The sequence below is a fragment of the Nostoc sp. PCC 9305 genome (genome assembly GCF_963920915.1).
Classification (GTDB): domain Bacteria; phylum Cyanobacteriota; class Cyanobacteriia; order Cyanobacteriales; family Nostocaceae; genus Nostoc.
This window is the reverse complement of sequence record NZ_CAWUDN010000130.1, coordinates 1-18,254: the sequence shown is the minus strand read 5'-3', so window position 1 is coordinate 18,254 and position 18,254 is coordinate 1. Positions and strand designations below refer to the sequence as shown.

9 protein-coding genes are annotated in these 18,254 nt (G+C 42.4%); 5 read left to right on the top strand and 4 right to left on the bottom strand.

Going from position 1 to position 18,254, the window contains the following annotated elements:
* Window positions 1-297: 297 nt before the first annotated feature.
* From ACM0OX_RS31330 to ACM0OX_RS31320, 3 genes are all read right to left on the bottom strand, one after another.
* On the bottom strand, window positions 298-4,269 hold the full coding sequence (locus tag ACM0OX_RS31330; protein ID WP_414518880.1) for a DUF4912 domain-containing protein: 3,972 nt from the start codon (window positions 4,267-4,269) through the stop codon (window positions 298-300).
* Between the two features lie 361 nt (window positions 4,270-4,630).
* Window positions 4,631-5,743, bottom strand: a complete 1,113-nt coding sequence (locus ACM0OX_RS31325; protein ID WP_414518879.1) for a precorrin-8X methylmutase — start codon at window positions 5,741-5,743, stop codon at window positions 4,631-4,633.
* 3 nt (window positions 5,744-5,746) lie between these two features.
* Window positions 5,747-6,955, bottom strand: a complete 1,209-nt coding sequence (locus ACM0OX_RS31320; protein WP_414518878.1) for an AAA family ATPase — start codon at window positions 6,953-6,955, stop codon at window positions 5,747-5,749.
* A gap of 221 nt (window positions 6,956-7,176) precedes the next feature.
* Here ACM0OX_RS31320 and ACM0OX_RS31315 point away from each other — a divergent pair, with 221 nt between their 5' ends.
* The 5 genes from ACM0OX_RS31315 (at window position 7,177) to ACM0OX_RS31295 (ending at window position 16,251) form a co-directional block, all read left to right on the top strand.
* A complete protein-coding gene (locus ACM0OX_RS31315; RefSeq protein WP_414518877.1) occupies window positions 7,177-9,117 on the top strand; it encodes a heavy metal translocating P-type ATPase in 1,941 nt (646 codons plus the stop codon).
* Window positions 9,118-9,329: 212 nt separating this feature from the next.
* Window positions 9,330-10,190: a 16S rRNA (cytidine(1402)-2'-O)-methyltransferase gene (rsmI, locus tag ACM0OX_RS31310; RefSeq protein WP_099101767.1), complete on the top strand. Its 861-nt coding sequence runs from the start codon at window positions 9,330-9,332 to the stop codon at window positions 10,188-10,190.
* A gap of 390 nt (window positions 10,191-10,580) precedes the next feature.
* Complete coding sequence (locus ACM0OX_RS31305) at window positions 10,581-10,859, top strand: GlsB/YeaQ/YmgE family stress response membrane protein (RefSeq protein ID WP_289796500.1); 279 nt, start codon at window positions 10,581-10,583, stop codon at window positions 10,857-10,859.
* Window positions 10,860-10,918: 59 nt separating this feature from the next.
* The gene (locus ACM0OX_RS31300; RefSeq protein WP_414518876.1) at window positions 10,919-11,830 is read left to right on the top strand and encodes a hypothetical protein; all 912 of its coding nucleotides are present in this window, start codon (window positions 10,919-10,921) and stop codon (window positions 11,828-11,830) included.
* A 797-nt stretch (window positions 11,831-12,627) separates the two neighbouring features.
* Window positions 12,628-16,251 (top strand): response regulator, encoded by a 3,624-nt coding sequence (locus tag ACM0OX_RS31295; protein ID WP_414518875.1) that lies wholly within the window; start codon window positions 12,628-12,630, stop codon window positions 16,249-16,251.
* A 320-nt stretch (window positions 16,252-16,571) separates the two neighbouring features.
* On the opposite strand, the gene ACM0OX_RS31290 is transcribed toward ACM0OX_RS31295, so the two are convergent.
* Entirely contained in the window at window positions 16,572-17,588 is a 1,017-nt protein-coding gene (locus tag ACM0OX_RS31290; RefSeq protein WP_414518874.1) for a ribose-phosphate pyrophosphokinase, read from the bottom strand.
* Between the last annotated feature and the right edge of the window lie 666 nt (window positions 17,589-18,254).

Below are 18,254 nucleotides of genomic sequence, written 5' to 3'. Positions count from 1 at the left end.
TAATTCCTTTTGATTTGCGTTCTCTCATATCGCTTTTAGTCTAAACTCCAGTTAATAAGCAATCAAGCGGACATGATATTAGAGGGGAATGGCACGAATAAAAGATACAGCCCTTGCTCTGACTGGAACAAGCTTCTAGGCTGGGAACCCATTCTGTGAGGCTCCGCTTCCAGTAGCTTGACAAGAGGCTCTGCCTCTTTAGATACATTCCCAGCCTGGAGGCTGGGAACAAGACGACACAAGCCTTTGGGCTTTTCTTAGTGTCATTTGGGTTAGAGGGGATAACTCAGGCTAATATTAGCTTTCGGAAGTTTCCTGAGAGAACTTTTTATGGATAGTTCTTGTGGATTCCCCATCAGCAGCTACCGTTATGAGATAGTCCATTAAACCATCTGAAAAGGGGAGACGTAGGTGGAAAGTACCATCGGGTTTAACTTTGATGGCATGTCCGCCAATGTTTACATTTGTATTTGGTTGAGTTGCTCCATGAATAATTAACTCAGCATCAGCCACAAACCAGAAATCTCCGTGGGGACGACTGAATACCCGAACGTTAGCGGAACGGGCGATGAGTAACCAACGCTCGCCATCAGCAATATAGCCAATTTCAACCATGTAATCGCGATCGCTGATGGGAATCGCCACAAAGCGATCGCGTGCTACTTCTTCAGATTCATACTGCTGGACAAGCTGGGCACTTTGATAACTCAAGTCAATGCCGGTGACATCATAGAGTCGCACTACTAATTGGGAACCGCCTTGTTGTCGTAGTGCTTCAGATTGAGCTTTGGAAATCTGCCAAGAGACATAAGCCCACTTGGGAGTGCGGGGTGTGAGGATAATGCTGCTCTCTTCTGGGGCAGTTTCTGCTTCTACATTTGCCAAGCCAATAGCGGTTTCGCTGACTAATGGTACATTTTCAACGATGGCATCTTTTGTCGTCGAATCTGTAGGCACTGGACTAAAGACACGAACGATCGCAGAACGGGCAATGAATAACCAGCCATCGCCATCAGCGACATAGCCAATTTCAGCTATGTAGTCGCGATCGCTGATGGGAATTTCTACAAAGCGATCGCGTGCTGTCTCTTCACATTCATACTGCTGGACAAGCTGCGGAGTTTGATAACTCAAATCAATGCCAGTCACATCATACAGCCGCACTACCAATTGAGAGCCGCCCTGTTGTCGCAGTGCTGCTTTTTTGGCTTCGGAAATCTCCCAAGAGACTTCAGCCCATTGGAAAGTGCGGGGTGTGAGGACAATACTGCTCTCTTCTTGGACATCTACCCAATCAACATCTGTTTTATCCGCGATTGCGACATCATCAACTACGGGATCTGGATTCACAGGATTGAAGACACGAACGATCGCAGAACGGGCGATGGATAACCAGCGCTCGCCATCCGCGAGATAGCCAATTTCAGCTATGTAGTCGCGATCGCCCTGGGGAATGTCCACCAATCCTTCGTTTTCTGTTTCCTCAGATTCATATAGCTTTACAAGCTGCGGAGTTTGATAACTCAAGTCAATGCCAGTCACATCATACAACCGCACGATCAATTGAGAGCCGCCTTGTTGCCGCAGTGCTGCTTTCTTGGCTTCGGAAATCTCCCAAGAGACATGAGCCGATCCATCAGTATCTGGTGTCAGGACAATACTGCTTTCTTCTTGAGTATCTACCAAACCAATAGCTGTTTCGGCTGTGTTCGCCACATCATCAACTATGGGTTCTGGATTCACAGGACTGAAGACACGAACAATTGCAGAACGGGCGATGAATAACCAGTGTTCGCCATAAGCGATATAGCCAATTTCAGCTATGTAGTCGCGATCGCCCTGGGGAATTTCTACAACGCGATCGTGTGCTGTCTCTGCACATTCATACTGCTTCACCAGCTGCGGAGTTTGATAACTCAAATCAATGCCAGTCACATCATACAGCCGCACTGCCAATTGAGTACCGCCTTGTTGCCACAGTTCTGCTTTCTTAGCTGGAGGAATCTCCCAAGAGACATGAGCCGATGTATAAGTATGTGGTGTGAGCACAATACTACTTTCTTCATCTGCATCAACCAACCCACTAGCTGTTTCGGCTGCGCTCGTCCCATTTTGAGTATCCGATCCGAAAGTGCTAGCCCAAGCGCCAACTCCCGCGCCCGCTGCTAAAGCTGCGGCTGCGGCCAAATCTGTGGAGTTAGCTTCCCCAACAGTCGGCTCGGCAGGAAGTTCTTCATCTGGCAAAGTGAAAGTGGGTTCGGCTGCGTCCGCTACCACATTCAATGCATCTTTACTCAATACATCTTCTGAAAATTCCGGTAAATCCAGCAGTGAAGATGTATCTTCTGTCGCTGATGCTTCCACATCGGCTGTCGTTTCATCAGATTCCGCTAAGGGCAATTCATCTACTGAGGCTGTATCTTCAGTTGAGGTGATACTCTCTAGCCAGTTCAATTCTGCCTGAAGTTCCTCATCTGCCTCATCTTCACTAATTGCTGTGTCCCAATATCCAAAATCAGATGTTGCTTGTGGCACATCTGGTAATTCTGGGAGTGGGGCTGTCACTTCAGATGAAGGCAGTTCCACCTCAGACACTTCTTCTGGAATATTACCTGGGTAAGGATATGAAGTATTGACTACAGCCGCCGGGGCTTCTATATCCCATGCAACTTCATCAGCATCAGGAGTGTATGTCTCCGTATAATTATTTAGTTCGACTGTCTCATCAATTGCATTTGGTTCTGTTTCTTTGTTGTTAAAGGTAGACCAGGTAGCCGTCCCAATGCCTGTTGCTATAGCTGCACCACCTAAAGCTGCGGCTCCCAAATTGTTATTTTCTGAGCCATTAGCTACGCCCGATGTCGCGCCTTCATAGAGGTTAGAAGTACCATTACTTGTCTCTTGTACTAAATTTGCTGTCCCCTGAGTAGCATTTGGGTTCAGATCGGATTGTGTTTGAGCGTAGATGTTGAAAGGAGTGCGATCGGGGGTTTCTTGCTCTTGGAAATGCGGTACTGCCTGCTCCTCCAGCGTCGTTCCATTCAGGGAGGAAGTTGTGCTGGCATCGAGCGCCGCCGTTTCTCCATTGGGTGGATAAGGATTTGATTCTGGTAAATTGTCTATTCCTTCGGGGGGCAATGGGCGTTTTTTCAGAATCCACCATAGTACAGAGCCACCTACAGTTATAAAAAAGACAGGTAGCAGCAACCACAATGGTGTTTCTTTATTTACAATTGGAGCGCTTTGTGCAGGAGCAGCCACAAAGGGCTGTTCGCCAAATGCAGAACTAGTGGCACTAGGGGAAGGCGTAGGCGCTGGTGTCGTTTCTACACCTGGAGAAGCCGCAACAGCAGGTTGTAATACGCTGGCTGCGATCGCCTCGGCTTCGGCAACTCTACCTTTTTCTATAGCCTGCTGTCCTGCGGGTGCTAAGGTAAAGCCAAGAAAATCTACTGTGGTTAAACTCTGATCTTTTTTGTAAACATAAACTAAAGGTTGCGAGAAGGGATATCTGGCATCAGCTGGCAAGGCTTGATGTAATTGCAGAACTCGCACACCTTTCAACTTTGACACCTGATTAGCTAACACATAGCTGATGCCGTCTTTGCCCAGTTGTTTGATGATTTCTGCGGTATTATCGTCACTTACTTTGGTAGCATTAGCACCTGTAGCAAACTCAGCAGTTTTGAAGGCTGGATAAGTACGAAAAGTATTGCGAGTTTCACTCGTGTTTGGGCGATCGATGAACCGAATCTTGGCTGAAGGCCCTCCCAGTTGCGACCAATTTGTAATTTGTCCCCGGAAAATCCGGGCAAATTGCCTACTCGTCAAGCTTCCTTTGAAAGGATTATCTGCCCCAACCACGATCGCAATCTTCTCACGCTGCAAACGAACTTGCTCTAGTCCTTGAGCTTTTTCTGCTGGCGTCAACCCGCGCCCCATTGCGACTATATCGATTTTGCCATCTAGCAAATCTTTTAGCGCTTTATCAGTGCCGTTAGCAGCAACTTCAACCTTTTTACCAACAAACTGTTTTTCAAAACTTTCTTTCAGGCTTTGGTTGATTGCACTCAAGCTACTGGAACCGTCAATCCGCACTATCGGTTCATTCTGCACTGTTTGTGGCAGTGGCGAAGAGGTAGCTTCAGGTGTAGATTGTGCCAGCATCGGTGCTGATACCACCAGAGATGCTGCCATCGGGGTTGTAGCTAAGGCAACCCATAATAACAGTCTGACTATCGAAGTATCTTTTTTTTCTTGTTGCCACATAAGCCTCTTAATTAAAGTAAAAAATAGAAAGCCTGCCAGTCCTAAATCGCGATCTTTATAAAGATAATGGAGGAGACGGGCTAATTATACATCTGAGTTATCTTTAGTTCTAATTGCTTCAAAGCACTTATGCTGATTTATACTTCGCTGTAGCTTGGATAGCATGATAATTTATACTCTAATTGCCAAAGTCTGTTGTACTATAAATTTTTCTAAGTTATATTGCAACTTATACCAAGTTGGTAGTTTATGACCGCGATTATGAATTATTGAATTACTAAAACTGGTAAAGTGTAGCAAATTCAATATTATTTAACAATATTATTTTCAGTAGTGGTGAGTCTGAGTGCTGAGTTATGAGTTATGAGTTATGAAGATAACAATGACAATCTGGCTTATCAATCAGTGACTCAACCAAAGCATTTAAGGCAGTTGCAGCTAATGCGCCACCTCCCAAAGTCCCTTCAACTGTAATATAAGGTATCCCTTGTTGCATCAGTTGTCGCTTGGCTGCGGGAGCATGACTAAAGCCAATGGGCATTCCAATGACTAATGCAGGCTGAATTTTCTGGTTAGCGTTGGCTTTACAAGCTTCCAGAAGTACTGAGGGAGCATAACCAACTACCAGTACACAACCCTTACTTACTTGCAGCAATTTTGTTCGCCATTCTTGATGTTGCCAAAAGGCGAGTTCTGCTTCAGTGGCGGTAGTAATATGGGGGTTATCAATTAAGGTTTCGGTGTGGCATCCTAAGTGAAGTAATCGGGTTTGATCTAAAGCAGCAGCAACCGTTTGAGTATCGACAACAATTTGACAACTTGAAGATAAAGCTTCTCGACTAGCTGCGATCGCATCTCGACTCAATTTCACAAAGGACACTAAACTGACATCGCCACAAGCCAAAACCAACTGAGAAATTAAGTGTTGTTCAATTTCCGAACGGTGAGAAAGATCGGGTAGTAAGCGTTGTAGCGATTCGGTAAAAGCTTCCGAGTGGGTATGAATTTCGGCATCCAAGCCACTCCAGAGATTTTCCAATCCTCCCAATCCGGCTTGGGTTTCAACATCAAGTAACTTCAGTTGCGCCAAAACTTCCGCCTGGATAATTTGACAATGGCGATCGCGCCCCAATAATCCTTCTAATGCTGATGCAGTTTGCCGCAGTTGGGAAATTTGTTGCATCACCGCGCGATATTGCTGCTGAAGTTGTCCCATGAGGTTAACCGTTGTGTCGGCTTCTGGTTCCACCTCCAAAATATTGCGGATATGGTTTAGCTGAAACCCTTGCTGCTTGAGTGCAACAATCCGTTGCAACCGGAGGACATCTTTTTGGGTATAGAGACGGTAATTGCTGCGCGATCGCACTGCTTGCGGTAACAGTCCCAATTGATGATAATGGCGCACCATCCGCGGAGTTAAACCGCCGCCGACTGCATCAGTGAGTTCTTTAATAGTTAAGCAACCAGCGTTCATGATTTACTCCAACAACGGCAAAATTCTTTGTAACTCTTCACAAGCCGCCTGAAGAGATGGCGGTGCATTTTCATCTAAACTCCCTTGAGAACACTGGTTTGCTAATTGTTCAACACCGGGTTTACAAATTGCCTCATTTTTAGGGAATTTTGGATATTTGGATTTTTCTGCTTCTTCTTCAACAACTTCTCCTGTTCGTAAATAATGTATCCAAGTTTCGATATTTCTTTTTGGCACAAAGATTGCTATTTTCTCATCAGGCTTCCGAAGTTCCTGTGAATTTTCTATCAATGCATTATCTAATTCTTTCAGTGTTGCCTTTACTGTCGCAGTATCTGCATCAATCAATACTACTAGCATTCCTGAACGATAGTTTTTTCTCCGGTATGCTTTAACCTCTAATGTATACAGAGCAATTAATACTTTTTGTCCATCAGAAAGTTCATGAAAGTAATAATCAATAATATTTGCACGATTTTCAAGAGATGCAAATCGTAATTTTAAAGTTGTATAGCCTACGCCGAACTGGTCAAATTTAAAACTAATAAAACCTTCTAAAACATTTTTTAAAACGTTTATTAGTTCAGCTACCTTGCCCTGATCATGGGAAATATAACGATACCAAGAAACAAAATTTTCCAATTTCGGACTCAATTGTAGTTCTTCTTTTTCACTCCCATTAATTATCATGCTAGGAATAATTTGTACAATAATAAATCGCTCCATTCGCTGTTTGAACCAGGTCAGCTTTGTGATATCATTATTTGCCAGAAATAAAGGTAGTATGGACTGAGACCAATTAAAAGGAGGATATTTCGTCGGACTGACTAAATGATTGTCATAAAAAATTTGAACTTCGCCTATCTCGAACTTTAATAAAGGTTGGTTATCATACCACAAACGCTCATATTTTACCTGGCTATTTTCTCGATTGTGTTCAATAGCAAGTTCATATTTATAGTTACCATCATTTCCGTCAATTTCTATTTCAAAACGCTGAATTGGTAAAGTTTGCCAGCGAGTGCAGTCAAAAAATGGGAAAATTACTTCTACCTTAGCGACGCCACTTATAAAAAGTTGAATTCTCCGCAAGGCTTCAAAAACAGTTGATTTACCTGAACCATTACCACCAAGAAAGAGGTTAATCGAGTCAAGGTTCATCTCAAAATTTACCAAGCCGCGAAAGTTATCAATATATATTCGCTTTAACATAGATTTTTCCTCCTAGTGCAATTTTAAAGCTAACAGTTAAATCGTCCCATTTACCCACATCCCACTTTTGAAAAATGCTCCCAGAACACAGATAAAGATTTAACTCTGCGTACCTCTGCGCTTCCCTCAGCGCCCCTTTGCGTTTCAAAATCATTATAAGCCTTGACATTAACATCAATGTCAAGGTTTAGCCTGAGAGAGTCCCTGTTAATTCACCTCTCATGCTCTACCCCCAACGTTTGAACCAATTCACCAGAGAACACGCAGATACCGTAGCCGCCCTTTTGTGTGGATTCCTATTATTTCTCGGATGGTTCGCCTTACATCTCGGTTGGTTGGGATTGGCGTTCCTGCTACTACCCGCCGCTTATGTAATTGGTGGTTACGAAAGTGCGCGGGAAGGATTGACTACTCTCTTCAAAGAAAAAGAACTCGATGTCGATTTGCTGATGATTGTCGCCGCGATTGGTGCTGCTAGCCTCGGCTTATGGCGAAGAGAATATCATCTAATCATTGATGGGGCAATTTTGATTCTGATCTTTGCCATCAGTGGCGCACTAGAAGGCTACGCCATGCAGCGAACTGAGCGGAGTATCCGTAGTTTGATGAGTTTGACACCAGATACAGCAAGAGTTTTACTTCAAGGAAGAGAAGAAGAAATTCCTATCAGTCAGCTAAAAGTGGGTGATGAAATTGTTGTCAAACCCGGAGAGCTAATTCCTACTGATGGGATAATTTTATCTGGTTACAGCACCCTCAATCAAGCTGCAATTACAGGTGAGTCTTTACCTGTAGAGAAGACAGTAGGCGCAGAAGTATTTGCAGGTACACTCAACGGCTATGGTGCATTGCAAATTGAAGTACATAAACCAGCCCAAAGCAGCTTGATTCAGCGTGTGATTCGTTTGGTAGAACAAGCGCAAACAGAAGCACCACCTTCCCAAGAGTTTATCGATCGCTTTGAGAAGGGATATGCCAAAGTCATTGTAGTCGCTGGGATTTTGCTGGCAACTTTACCGCCATTTCTTTGGGGTTGGGATTGGGAAACGACGATTTATCGCGCCCTTACTTTCCTGGTGGTGGCTTCTCCCTGTGCGTTGATGGCTGCAATTATGCCCACCCTGCTTTCGGGAATCGCCAATGGTGCAAGACAGGGGATTTTGTTTAAAAATGGGGCGCAGTTGGAGAAGATTGGCAAAGTCCGAGCGATCGCCTTTGATAAAACTGGTACTCTAACAACAGGACAGGTGCAGGTATTTCAGGTAGTTTCAGCTAGTAAATACACTAGAGATGATGTATTAAAAACCGCTGCCAGTGTCGAAGCATCTTCCGAACATCCCATCGGTAAGGCAATTGTACAAGCGGCTAGTGATTTAAATTGGGTTGCTGCAATCGAAGTACAAGCCTTACCTGGAAAGGGAATTGTCGGAATTGCTCAAGAACAAGAGGTAATTGTCGGGAATGCCATTTTTGTGCAGCAGCATGTAACAAATTTACCTGAAGAATTGCGAGAAATCGTTCAATCTTGGGAGCAAGAAGGTAAAACTGTTGTTTGGGTAGCACAGGAAAGAAGGGGAGCAGGGGAGCAGGGGGGCAGAGGGGCAGAGGTGATGGGTGTAATTGCGATCGCAGATGAGGTGAGAGTCGAAGCCGCCGCAACCATCAGTCGGTTAAAGCAACTGGGAGTTGAACAAATTGTCATGTTAACCGGGGATAATCAGGAAACTGCTTGCAGTGTCGCCAAAGCAGTCGGAATCGATCGAGTATATGCCCAACTTCTACCAGAAGATAAGCTGAATGTTATCCGCCGTTTACAGCAACAATATCAAACAGTTGCAATGGTAGGCGATGGAATCAATGATGCACCAGCTTTAGCGCAAGCATCCGTGGGTATAGCGATGGGAATATCTGGGAGTGATGTGGCATTGGAAACCGCAGATATAGTACTGATGGCAGACAGGTTAGAAAAAATTGCTGTAGCGATGCATTTGGGCAGGCGATCGCAACTCATAGTAAAACAAAATATAGTTGTAGCGTTGGGTTTCATTATGTTGCTTTTAGTCGGCAACTTTCTAGGAAATATTAACCTACCCATCGGCGTCATTGGCCATGAAGGTTCCACAGTATTAGTTACCCTCAGTGGACTAAGATTATTGAAATAAGATAGGACGCAAGGTGAGCAACAAGACCCAGATGTAGAAACGCGATTTATCGCGTCTTATGTGGTCAATACTCAATTCACATTATACGTAAATTATTATTTTGACTTTTTAACTTTTAACTCCCAACTCTTAACTCCTAACTCCTAGCTCCTAACTCCTAACTCCTAACTCCTAACCCCTAGCTCCTAACTCCTAACTCCTAACCCTTACTCATGCAAACCGATCCAAAACCAGGAACACTTTACGTTGTCGGCACACCAATTGGCAACCTGGAAGATATCACCTTTCGGGCAGTGCGAATTTTGCAAACGGTGGATATCATTGCTGCGGAAGACACGCGTCATACTGGAAAACTACTACAGCATTTTCAAGTTAAAACACCCCAGGTGAGTTACCACGAACACAATCGTACCAGTCGTATTCCAGAATTATTAGAGCATTTAGTTAATAATAAAGCGATCGCTCTAGTGAGTGATGCGGGGATGCCAGGTATTTCCGATCCTGGATATGAACTGGTGAAAGCCTGTATTGAAGCGGGAATTCCAGTCGTTCCCATTCCTGGCGCTAGTGCAGCAATTACCGCTTTGAGTGCAGCTGGACTACCAACAGATCGCTTTGTCTTTGAAGGCTTTCTCCCAGCGAAAACTCAACAGAGACAAGAACATTTAGAATCTCTGCAAACAGAATCTCGCACCTTGATTTTCTACGAATCGCCGCACCGTTTGCGAGATACTTTGCAAGACTTAGCTCTTGTTTGGGGAAACGATCGCCAAATTGTGCTAGGACGGGAGTTAACTAAATTGTATGAAGAATTTTGGCGGGGGACAATTGCCGAAGCGATCGCTTACTACACCCAACGAGAACCCCAAGGTGAATATACATTAGTAGTCGCAGGAATTCCAGCCAGTCAGCCCCAATTGACAGAAGAAGAATTGAAAGCCGAATTGAAACAGTTAATTAGTCAAGGAATATCGCGATCGCAAGCTAGCCGTCAGTTAGCAAAATTTACTTCCCTTCCCCGTCGCCAACTATATCAATTAGCTCTTTCTATAGTCTCCAGTCCTGAGCCTTGAACTGCTGATATCGCTTTTTTTAAAATCAAAAATCTAAATTTTAAATGTATATATTTCTTTATTTTTTCTTCCTTTTCTGTCCTTCTCTACGAGATACTACGCTTACACATAGAGGGAAGCAAGCTACACGTCGTGTCTCATATAGAATGCAGTTAGCTTCCTTATCTACATCTTGTATGATGTCAAATCGGACTGCGATACAAATACTTGAATGTACAGAATGTGACTAATTTGTATATTCATCCTCAAAGATGACATAGCGAATATTCAAATGATATCTAAAGATTTATGATATTAGTTCTTTAGATAGATCGGAAATTTTGGAGGCAAACTTTAATATGAGATTAGTAAAATACAAACACAACAGATTCTCAGTGAAGGAGAAATTCGATGACTAACATTATTGCTTGGTTGGTTTTGGGTTTAATCGCAGGTGCGTTAGCTAAGTTATTTTATCCTGGAACCCAAGGTGGCGGTATTATCTCTACCATTATATTAGGAATCCTGGGAGCCGTATTTGGTGGTTATTTGGGTCAAGTATTGCTAGGCAGTAGTTCGGCAGCAGCTGCATCTGTAGGAGCTTTATCTCTGGGAAGCATTTTATTTGCTGTTATTGGTGCAATGATACTAATTTTCCTTTGGGGTTTACTGACTCGTCGAGCTGTGTAATTACCTCAATTTCAGGTAACAATTTTGGGAATCACTTCTAACTGCAATAAACCGATAAAATGACATTAGAAAAAGAGCGAAGAACTATAGGAGTTTTCGCTGGGTATTCCGATGCACAATTGGTACTAAAGGAACTAAAAGCCGCTAATTTTCCAATGGAGAAAGTTTCTGTTATTGCACGGAATACAGAAAAACAAAGTGATATTGCTGGTGTTGAAATCATCGAAAACACTGGCAATACATCCTCAGAAGATGCTGCTGGAGCCGTTACTAGTGATGCTTTAGATGGTCTTACTGGTTTATCAGTCGATCTAGTCCTCTTGGTAATTCCTGGTATAGGCCCAGTCATCTTAGCCGGAGCGGAAGTAACTGCGATCGCTACCACTTTAGCAGGTGGTTTGCCTGGTTTGTTCCTAAGTTTAGGAATTGCTGAAAAGCAAGCACAGGGTTATAGCGATCTTGTCTGTAAGGGTTACTATTTGGTGATAGTAACCGGTATAGACATAGAAATTCGTCTCGCCAAGAGGATTTTTAATCGCCGTGATATTCAACAATGGGGAGTCTTTGAGCCATACTCAACCCCAAATAATCGCTATAAACACGCACTGGGTGTTTTTTATCAGCGTCAAGACGCAGAAAGAGCGCTTACTGAACTGAGAAGTGCTGACTTCCCCATGAGTCAAATATCAATAGTTGTTAAAAATACAAGCAACTTGAGTGATATTTGTGAGGTGGAAATCAGCAGTTTCCAAGATAAATATACTACTTTAGGAATTTCTGATGAGTTAGCTAGATATTACGAACATCATCTGACTCTTGGTCATTATTTATTAGTATTAAAAAGCACTGATATCTATGTAGCAGGCGCAAGAGCTATCTTAGAGAGTAACAAGATTCAACATTTTAGTATTTATAGTCAATCTGAACTTGATGCAACTAGAAGCGATCGCCAGGTTATCAACAAATTCTAGTTAATCCTCAAGTTAATATTAATAGTTTTTACGACACATCATGATTGTGCATATTCTTAATAATTTATAGTTCTAATAATACAGTTGTACTGTAAATTATATAATTTTATGGGTATAGGTGGAATGAATGCTGCTTGCGATCGCTAAGGTCACGGTTGCTCTGTAGAGTGATGTAAAATGGCGTAGATATCATATCCAACCGCAAAAGTCACTATATTTAGTGTTTAAATAAATTGTGTTTTCATTAATTTAATTTTCACTATCCGGCTGTTTAATTTTACTATCCAGCCTATTTGTGAAGCTCAAAGTTATTTAAGCATTACAATATTAGGTTTAAGAAATATCATTTTTTAGTAAAAATTAATGTTAAATTTATAATTTCAGCACAAGTATTTAATTATCCACGGCGAGATTCAATTACAAAATCAGGTAGTTGCTTATTTTGAGATAAGTTATACTAGCGAATTGTTTATTGTTAATAAAATTGTCAAAGTTTTTAAGAAAAATATTATTATTTAAATATATAATTAATTTATACTAAACGTTACATTGGGAAAAAGGAGGATACAAATGATAATATTTAGTGTGCAAAAAGCTAGTACAACACGGCGGAAATAAACCGATCGTTTCAAATAAACAAAACTCTTATGCTGTTTTAATTTTTAATTTTTAATTCCGCCTTGCGGTACTAGGCATATCCTAACATAAACTAAATCTCCTCCATTTATTTTAAGATAGCTAAAACATAATAAAAATAGTCCCAAAAACAGAAATAATTTGAATACCTGTTTGGAATAATGTTGAACCGTTTGAAGATTGGAACCAAGATTGGAGTAAGTTTTGCTTTGAGTTTGGCAACTCTGACCACCATTGGTCTAATCTCCTACCAAAGCACTAATGAGCTAATTGAAACTTCGCGCAAAGAAAGCCATACTTACCAGGTGTTAAGTCAGCTTGAAGACCTCAACTTGCAACTGACAAATGCTGAGACAGGTCAACGCGGTTACATTATTACTGGAGAACAGCGCTATTTAGAACCTTATAACGCTGCCATTCAAGTACTGAATCAAAAAGTTAGGGAAATTCAAAGGTTAACGGTAGATAACCCCAACCAACAAAATCGGCTTGATATTTTGCAGCCACTACTAACCGAGAGAATGGCTGTGATGAAAGAAGTCATAGAGCTGCGGCAAAGCCAGGGCTTAGAAGCTTCTCAGAAAGCTGTTCTGACAGACCAGGGTAAGCGATTGATGGATAATATCCAGAAAGTTATCCAGGCGATGAAAAATGAAGAGAATGCACTGCTAAAACAGCGCTCTGAGAAAGCACAAGCAGCTGCTCGGCAAACTCTCGCCAGCATTGTCTATAGTATTCCCTTCTTTTCTTTGCTCTTAGCTTTGATCGGCTTCACCCTGACCAGACATATTTCAGTACCCCTGAAGCAAGTTTCTGATTTGGCAGAAAAAATGGCAGATGGGGATTTATCGGTAAGTTTACCAGATAGCGATCGCCAAGATGAAATTGGTGTGTTGACGCACACCTTTAACCAGATGATCGTTAATCTGCGAAACACAACTCAAAAAAATGAGGAGCAAAACTGGCTCAAATCTAACTTAGCTGAATTTACTCAGATGCTCCAGGGGCAGCGAAATCTGGAAAGCGTCTCTAATCTGATATTGTCGAATTTAGCACCACTAGTTGGGGCATCACAAGGCGTTTTTTATGTGATGGACTCCATAGACGACCAGCCTGTGCTGAAGTTGCTGAGTGGTTATGCTTATAAAGAGCGAAAAAACCTCGCAAATCAATTTCGTTTGGGTGAAGGATTAGTGGGACAATGCGCCCTAGAAAAACAAAGAATCCTCCTCACGGAAGTTCCCAATGACTATATCCGCATCAGTTCCGGTTTAGGAGAAGCACCACCGCTAAATATTATTGTGTTGCCCATACTATTTGAGGGACAGGTAAATGCTGTAATTGAACTTGCCTCTTTTGGGCCTTTTAGTGAATTACACCTGACATTTTTAGAGCAATTGAGTGAAAATCTGGGTGTATTTTTAAATAATATCGCCTCACAATTGCAAACACAGCAACTACTTGAAGAATCTGTTGCTTTAACAGAGGAACTGCAAACTCAGCAAGAAGAACTACAGCAAAGCAATCAACGCCTGGAAGAACAGACGCAAGAGCTGGAGGAATCACAATTTCTTGTCAAGCAATCTAACGAAGAATTGCAACAACTAAATGAGGAGCTAGAAGAAAAGGCAGAATTGTTAGAAGTTCAAAATCGAGAAGTAGCTCGCAAGAACCAGGAAGTTGAGCGGGCGAGGAAGTCTTTGGAAGAAAAAGCTGAACAACTGGCCTTGTCTTCCAAATATAAGTCAGAATTTCTGGCGAATATGTCCCACGAGCTGCGGACACCGTTAAATAGCCTATTAATTTTAGCAAGGCTGCTGGCAGATAACTCTCTTAACAACTTGACCGACAAACAGGTAGAGTACAGCCGGACTATTTACTCGGCTGGGACTGATTTGCTGGAATTGATCAATGACATTCTAGATTTAGCAAAAATTGAGTCGGGTACTATGTCGCTCGATATTGAGCAAATTGCTCTTGCAGATTTGGAGACATCTTTAGAGCAGACTTTCCGGCAAGTTGCCCACAATAAAGAAATCAGTTTTACTATTGAACGGGATGAGAAGTTACCCCCGACAATTTATAACGACTCCAAACGTCTGCAACAAGTATTGAAAAATCTCCTAGCTAACGCCTTTAAATTTACAGAACAGGGAGGCGTGAAGTTACAAATATTCCAAGTTGATAATTCCACGATCGCTTTTGCCGTCAGCGACACGGGCATAGGCATTCCAGCCGAAAAGCAGAAGATTATTTTCGAGGCATTTCAGCAGGCAGATGGCACAACTAGCCGCAAGTATGGTGGGACTGGTTTGGGCTTGTCCATCAGCCGTGAATTAGCTCAACTGTTGGGAGGGAGAATTGAACTACTCAGCCAACCAGGACAGGGAAGCACCTTCACCCTTTACTTGCCCAGGCAACAGGAAAAGAATGGTCAAAATATCACTACACCACCCCTTGAGCCAACCACCCCAATCCATACAACATCGACCATAAAAGAAGTGTCACTGGTGGAAAACAGACCCCCAACTGCGAACATCTCTCCATCAGTGAAAGTACTTCCTAGCTTACCCCACGATATTCCAGATGACCGGGAAATAATTCAATCGGGCGATCGCATTTTGTTAATTATCGAGGATGACGATAAATTCGCCCGTATCTTACTAGATATGGCACGTCAGCAGGGCTTTAAAACCATCGTTGCTTTACAGAGCAAACAAGGTCTAGCACTGGCAGAACAGTTTAAACCCAATGCGATTATGCTAGATATCCACATGCCAGAGATGGATGGTTGGACGGTGCTGGATCGTCTGAAGCATAAACCAGATACCAGACATATACCAGTACATATACTTTCTGTTGATGAAAGACAACAACGGGGATTACAGCTAGGAGCAATTACCTATCTTCAAAAACCCGTGTCTCCAGAAGCGCTAACTCAGGTATTGACTGAGATTAAAGGCTTTATTGAGCGTCAGGTAAAAAATCTCTTAATTGTCGAAGATGACCCCGTACAAGCCCAAAGCATTATCGAACTGATTGGTAATGGCGATGTCCAGAGTACAGCAGTAGGTACGGGGGCAGAAGCTCTCTCGATTTTGCGATCGCATCACTTTGATTGTATGGTACTCGATCTGGGTCTGCCCGATATGAGCGGGTTTGCCCTAATTGAGCAGATAAAACTTGAACCCAAGCTTTTGAAACTGCCGATAATTGTTTACACCGGCAAAGAACTCAGCCGACAAGAAGAAACCAAACTGCGGGGACTGGCAGAGACAATTATTATTAAAAATGTGCGATCGCCAGAGCGGTTGTTAGACGAAACTGCCCTATTTTTGCATCGGGTGCAAGCAAATTTGCCCACACCAAAGCGGCAAATGCTAGAGCAACTACATCAAACCGACCCAGTGCTAGCTAATCGGAAAATTTTGATTGTAGATGATGACCTGCGAAATATTTTTGCCCTTACCAGCTTTTTAGAAAGCTATCAAATGCAAGTGCTGTTTGCCGAAAACGGCAGAGATGGTATAAAAACACTGCAAGCTAATCCTGAAATTAATATAGTTTTGATGGATATCATGATGCCGGAAATGGATGGTTACGAAACCACCCGCGCCATCCGCAAGCAACAACAGTTTCGCTCACTACCAATTATTGCTTTAACAGCCAAAGCTATGCCAGGCGACAAGGAAAAATGCATCGAAGCTGGAGCCTCTGACTACATCACCAAACCTGTAGATACTGAGCAACTGCTTTCACTACTCCGGGTTTGGCTATATCGCTAAGGGAGAAATCAATTCAAAATTCAACCCTCATGTAGAGACGCGACTTATCGCGTCTTGAAAGACCAATTATCTACACCAATAACTCGGAACTGAACCGGATTCAATACTACTCGGTTAAGCATTTTTAACTCGGAATTTGATTTGGGGAAAAGGTTAAAGGGCAAGGGTTAAAGGTTTTTTCTTTCCCCTTTCCCCTTCCCCTTTTCCCCTTAACCGACAAGTATTGGAACCGGATTGATTTATCTCTCTGCAAAAAGCCCACACTGATCGTTTGAACGGTTACAGTGTGGGCTTTTTACGCTAATAACACGAATAAAAGTCTAGCGGAACATGCTACTCACTGAGGTATCTTCATGAATTCGCCAGATAGTTTCTCCCAATAAATTAGCTACTGACAGCACTACTAGTTGTGGAAAACGATTGCTTTCTGGTATGGGAATGGTATTGGTGACAATGACTTCCTCAAACAAGCCACTAGACAACCGCTCCATCGCTGGTGGAGAGAATACCGCATGAGTTGCACAGGCATATACCTGACGCGCTCCTTCTTCACGCAGTAATCGCGCTCCTTCTGCGATCGTTCCCCCAGTGTCGATCATGTCATCCACCAACACTGCCGTTTTGCCTTTAACATCGCCGATGACATTTAACACTTCTGCGACATTATGGGCCTGACGACGTTTGTCAATAATCGCCAGTGGAGCATCACCCAGTTTTTTCGCAAATGCCCTAGCTCTTGCTACACCACCAACATCGGGAGAAACAACTACCAAGTCTGGCAGCTGTTTGCTTGCTAGATAATCTAGTAATACTGGTGAACCGTAAACATGGTCAAAAGGGATATCGAAATAGCCTTGAATCTGAGCCGAGTGTAAATCCATTGCTAGAACGCGGTTGGCACCGGCTTCGGTGATCAAGTTCGCAACTAGCTTGGCGGTTATTGACTCTCGTCCTGCTGTTTTGCGATCGGCACGAGCATAACCGTAGTACGGAATTACTGCCGTTACCTGTCGCGCGGAAGCTCGACGACAGGCGTCAACCATAATCAATAATTCCATCAAATGATCGTTGACGGGTTGACAACATGGCTGGATTAAATAGACATCACAACCCCGAATCGATTCTTGGATTTGAACGTAAAGTTCTCCATCCGCAAATCTTTTGCGAATCATTGGCCCCAAGTCCATGCCCAGATAACGAGCGACTTCTTGAGACAGTTGTAAATTGGCAGAGCCAGAAAACAGCCGCAGGCGATGATTATCGTTCAGTCCTGTTGCAGATGGTTGCACTTTGAAAGTTGCAGAACTGAGCACAGCAGATCCTCTATGTGCATTCATAGCAATATTATCATTAGAGATTTCATAGATTTAACCAAGAAATAGCCTAAAAAAACATCTGTAAGTTTTATTGAAGCTTCAATACAAAATTTAAACATTTTTGCATAAAATTATTATTCGCTAATTATCTAGTTTTCTTGGCAAACAAGCTATTGATAGCTTAACTGACATCAAGTTAATGCACTAGGTCTATAGTTCAATTTTTTGGTTGAGGTAAATAACCTAATCGCTTAAACATTATTGGTGTGGTAGGTTTTTCTAATTACCTCATTGATAGCTGACAGTAAAGCATTGACAACTTTAATGATATTAAAGAGTTTGTCCTCACACAGTATAGCACCTATCACTAAGTAGTCAAATGGTAGCTTATTACTCTATGATTTACGCATTGACAAAAATGACAATCATAACAAGCCCAAAAGAGGCTAGCAGTGGACAAATTACTCCACAGACAAGCACGTTTTTAGATAAAGTTTGCATAAATGTTAAATAAATATTAAATAAAGATATTTTTTAAAGCTAAAACATTGCTCAAAAAAATAATCCCATCTAAGTAAATTCCTGTAAATATTTTTACTTAAAATTTTTTAATTAAATTTAGAAAAGTTGTTCAATAGACCTCTTGCATAAATCAAAAATAAGAAAGAACCCCACCCCGCCAAAGCT

Bases quoted from the DNA above. Each gene is read 5' to 3' on its own strand.
- ACM0OX_RS31290 (WP_414518874.1), bottom strand. From the start codon at position 17,588: ATGAATGCACATAGAGGATCTGCTGTGCTCAGTTCTGCAACTTTCAAA.
- ACM0OX_RS31330 (WP_414518880.1), bottom strand. From the start codon at position 4,269: ATGTGGCAACAAGAAAAAAAAGATACTTCGATAGTCAGACTGTTATTA.
- ACM0OX_RS31305 (WP_289796500.1), top strand. From the start codon at position 10,581: ATGACTAACATTATTGCTTGGTTGGTTTTGGGTTTAATCGCAGGTGCG.
- ACM0OX_RS31295 (WP_414518875.1), top strand. From the start codon at position 12,628: ATGTTGAACCGTTTGAAGATTGGAACCAAGATTGGAGTAAGTTTTGCT.
- rsmI (WP_099101767.1), top strand. From the start codon at position 9,330: ATGCAAACCGATCCAAAACCAGGAACACTTTACGTTGTCGGCACACCA.
- ACM0OX_RS31325 (WP_414518879.1), bottom strand. From the start codon at position 5,743: ATGAACGCTGGTTGCTTAACTATTAAAGAACTCACTGATGCAGTCGGC.
- ACM0OX_RS31315 (WP_414518877.1), top strand. From the start codon at position 7,177: ATGCTCTACCCCCAACGTTTGAACCAATTCACCAGAGAACACGCAGAT.
- ACM0OX_RS31320 (WP_414518878.1), bottom strand. From the start codon at position 6,955: ATGTTAAAGCGAATATATATTGATAACTTTCGCGGCTTGGTAAATTTT.
- ACM0OX_RS31300 (WP_414518876.1), top strand. From the start codon at position 10,919: ATGACATTAGAAAAAGAGCGAAGAACTATAGGAGTTTTCGCTGGGTAT.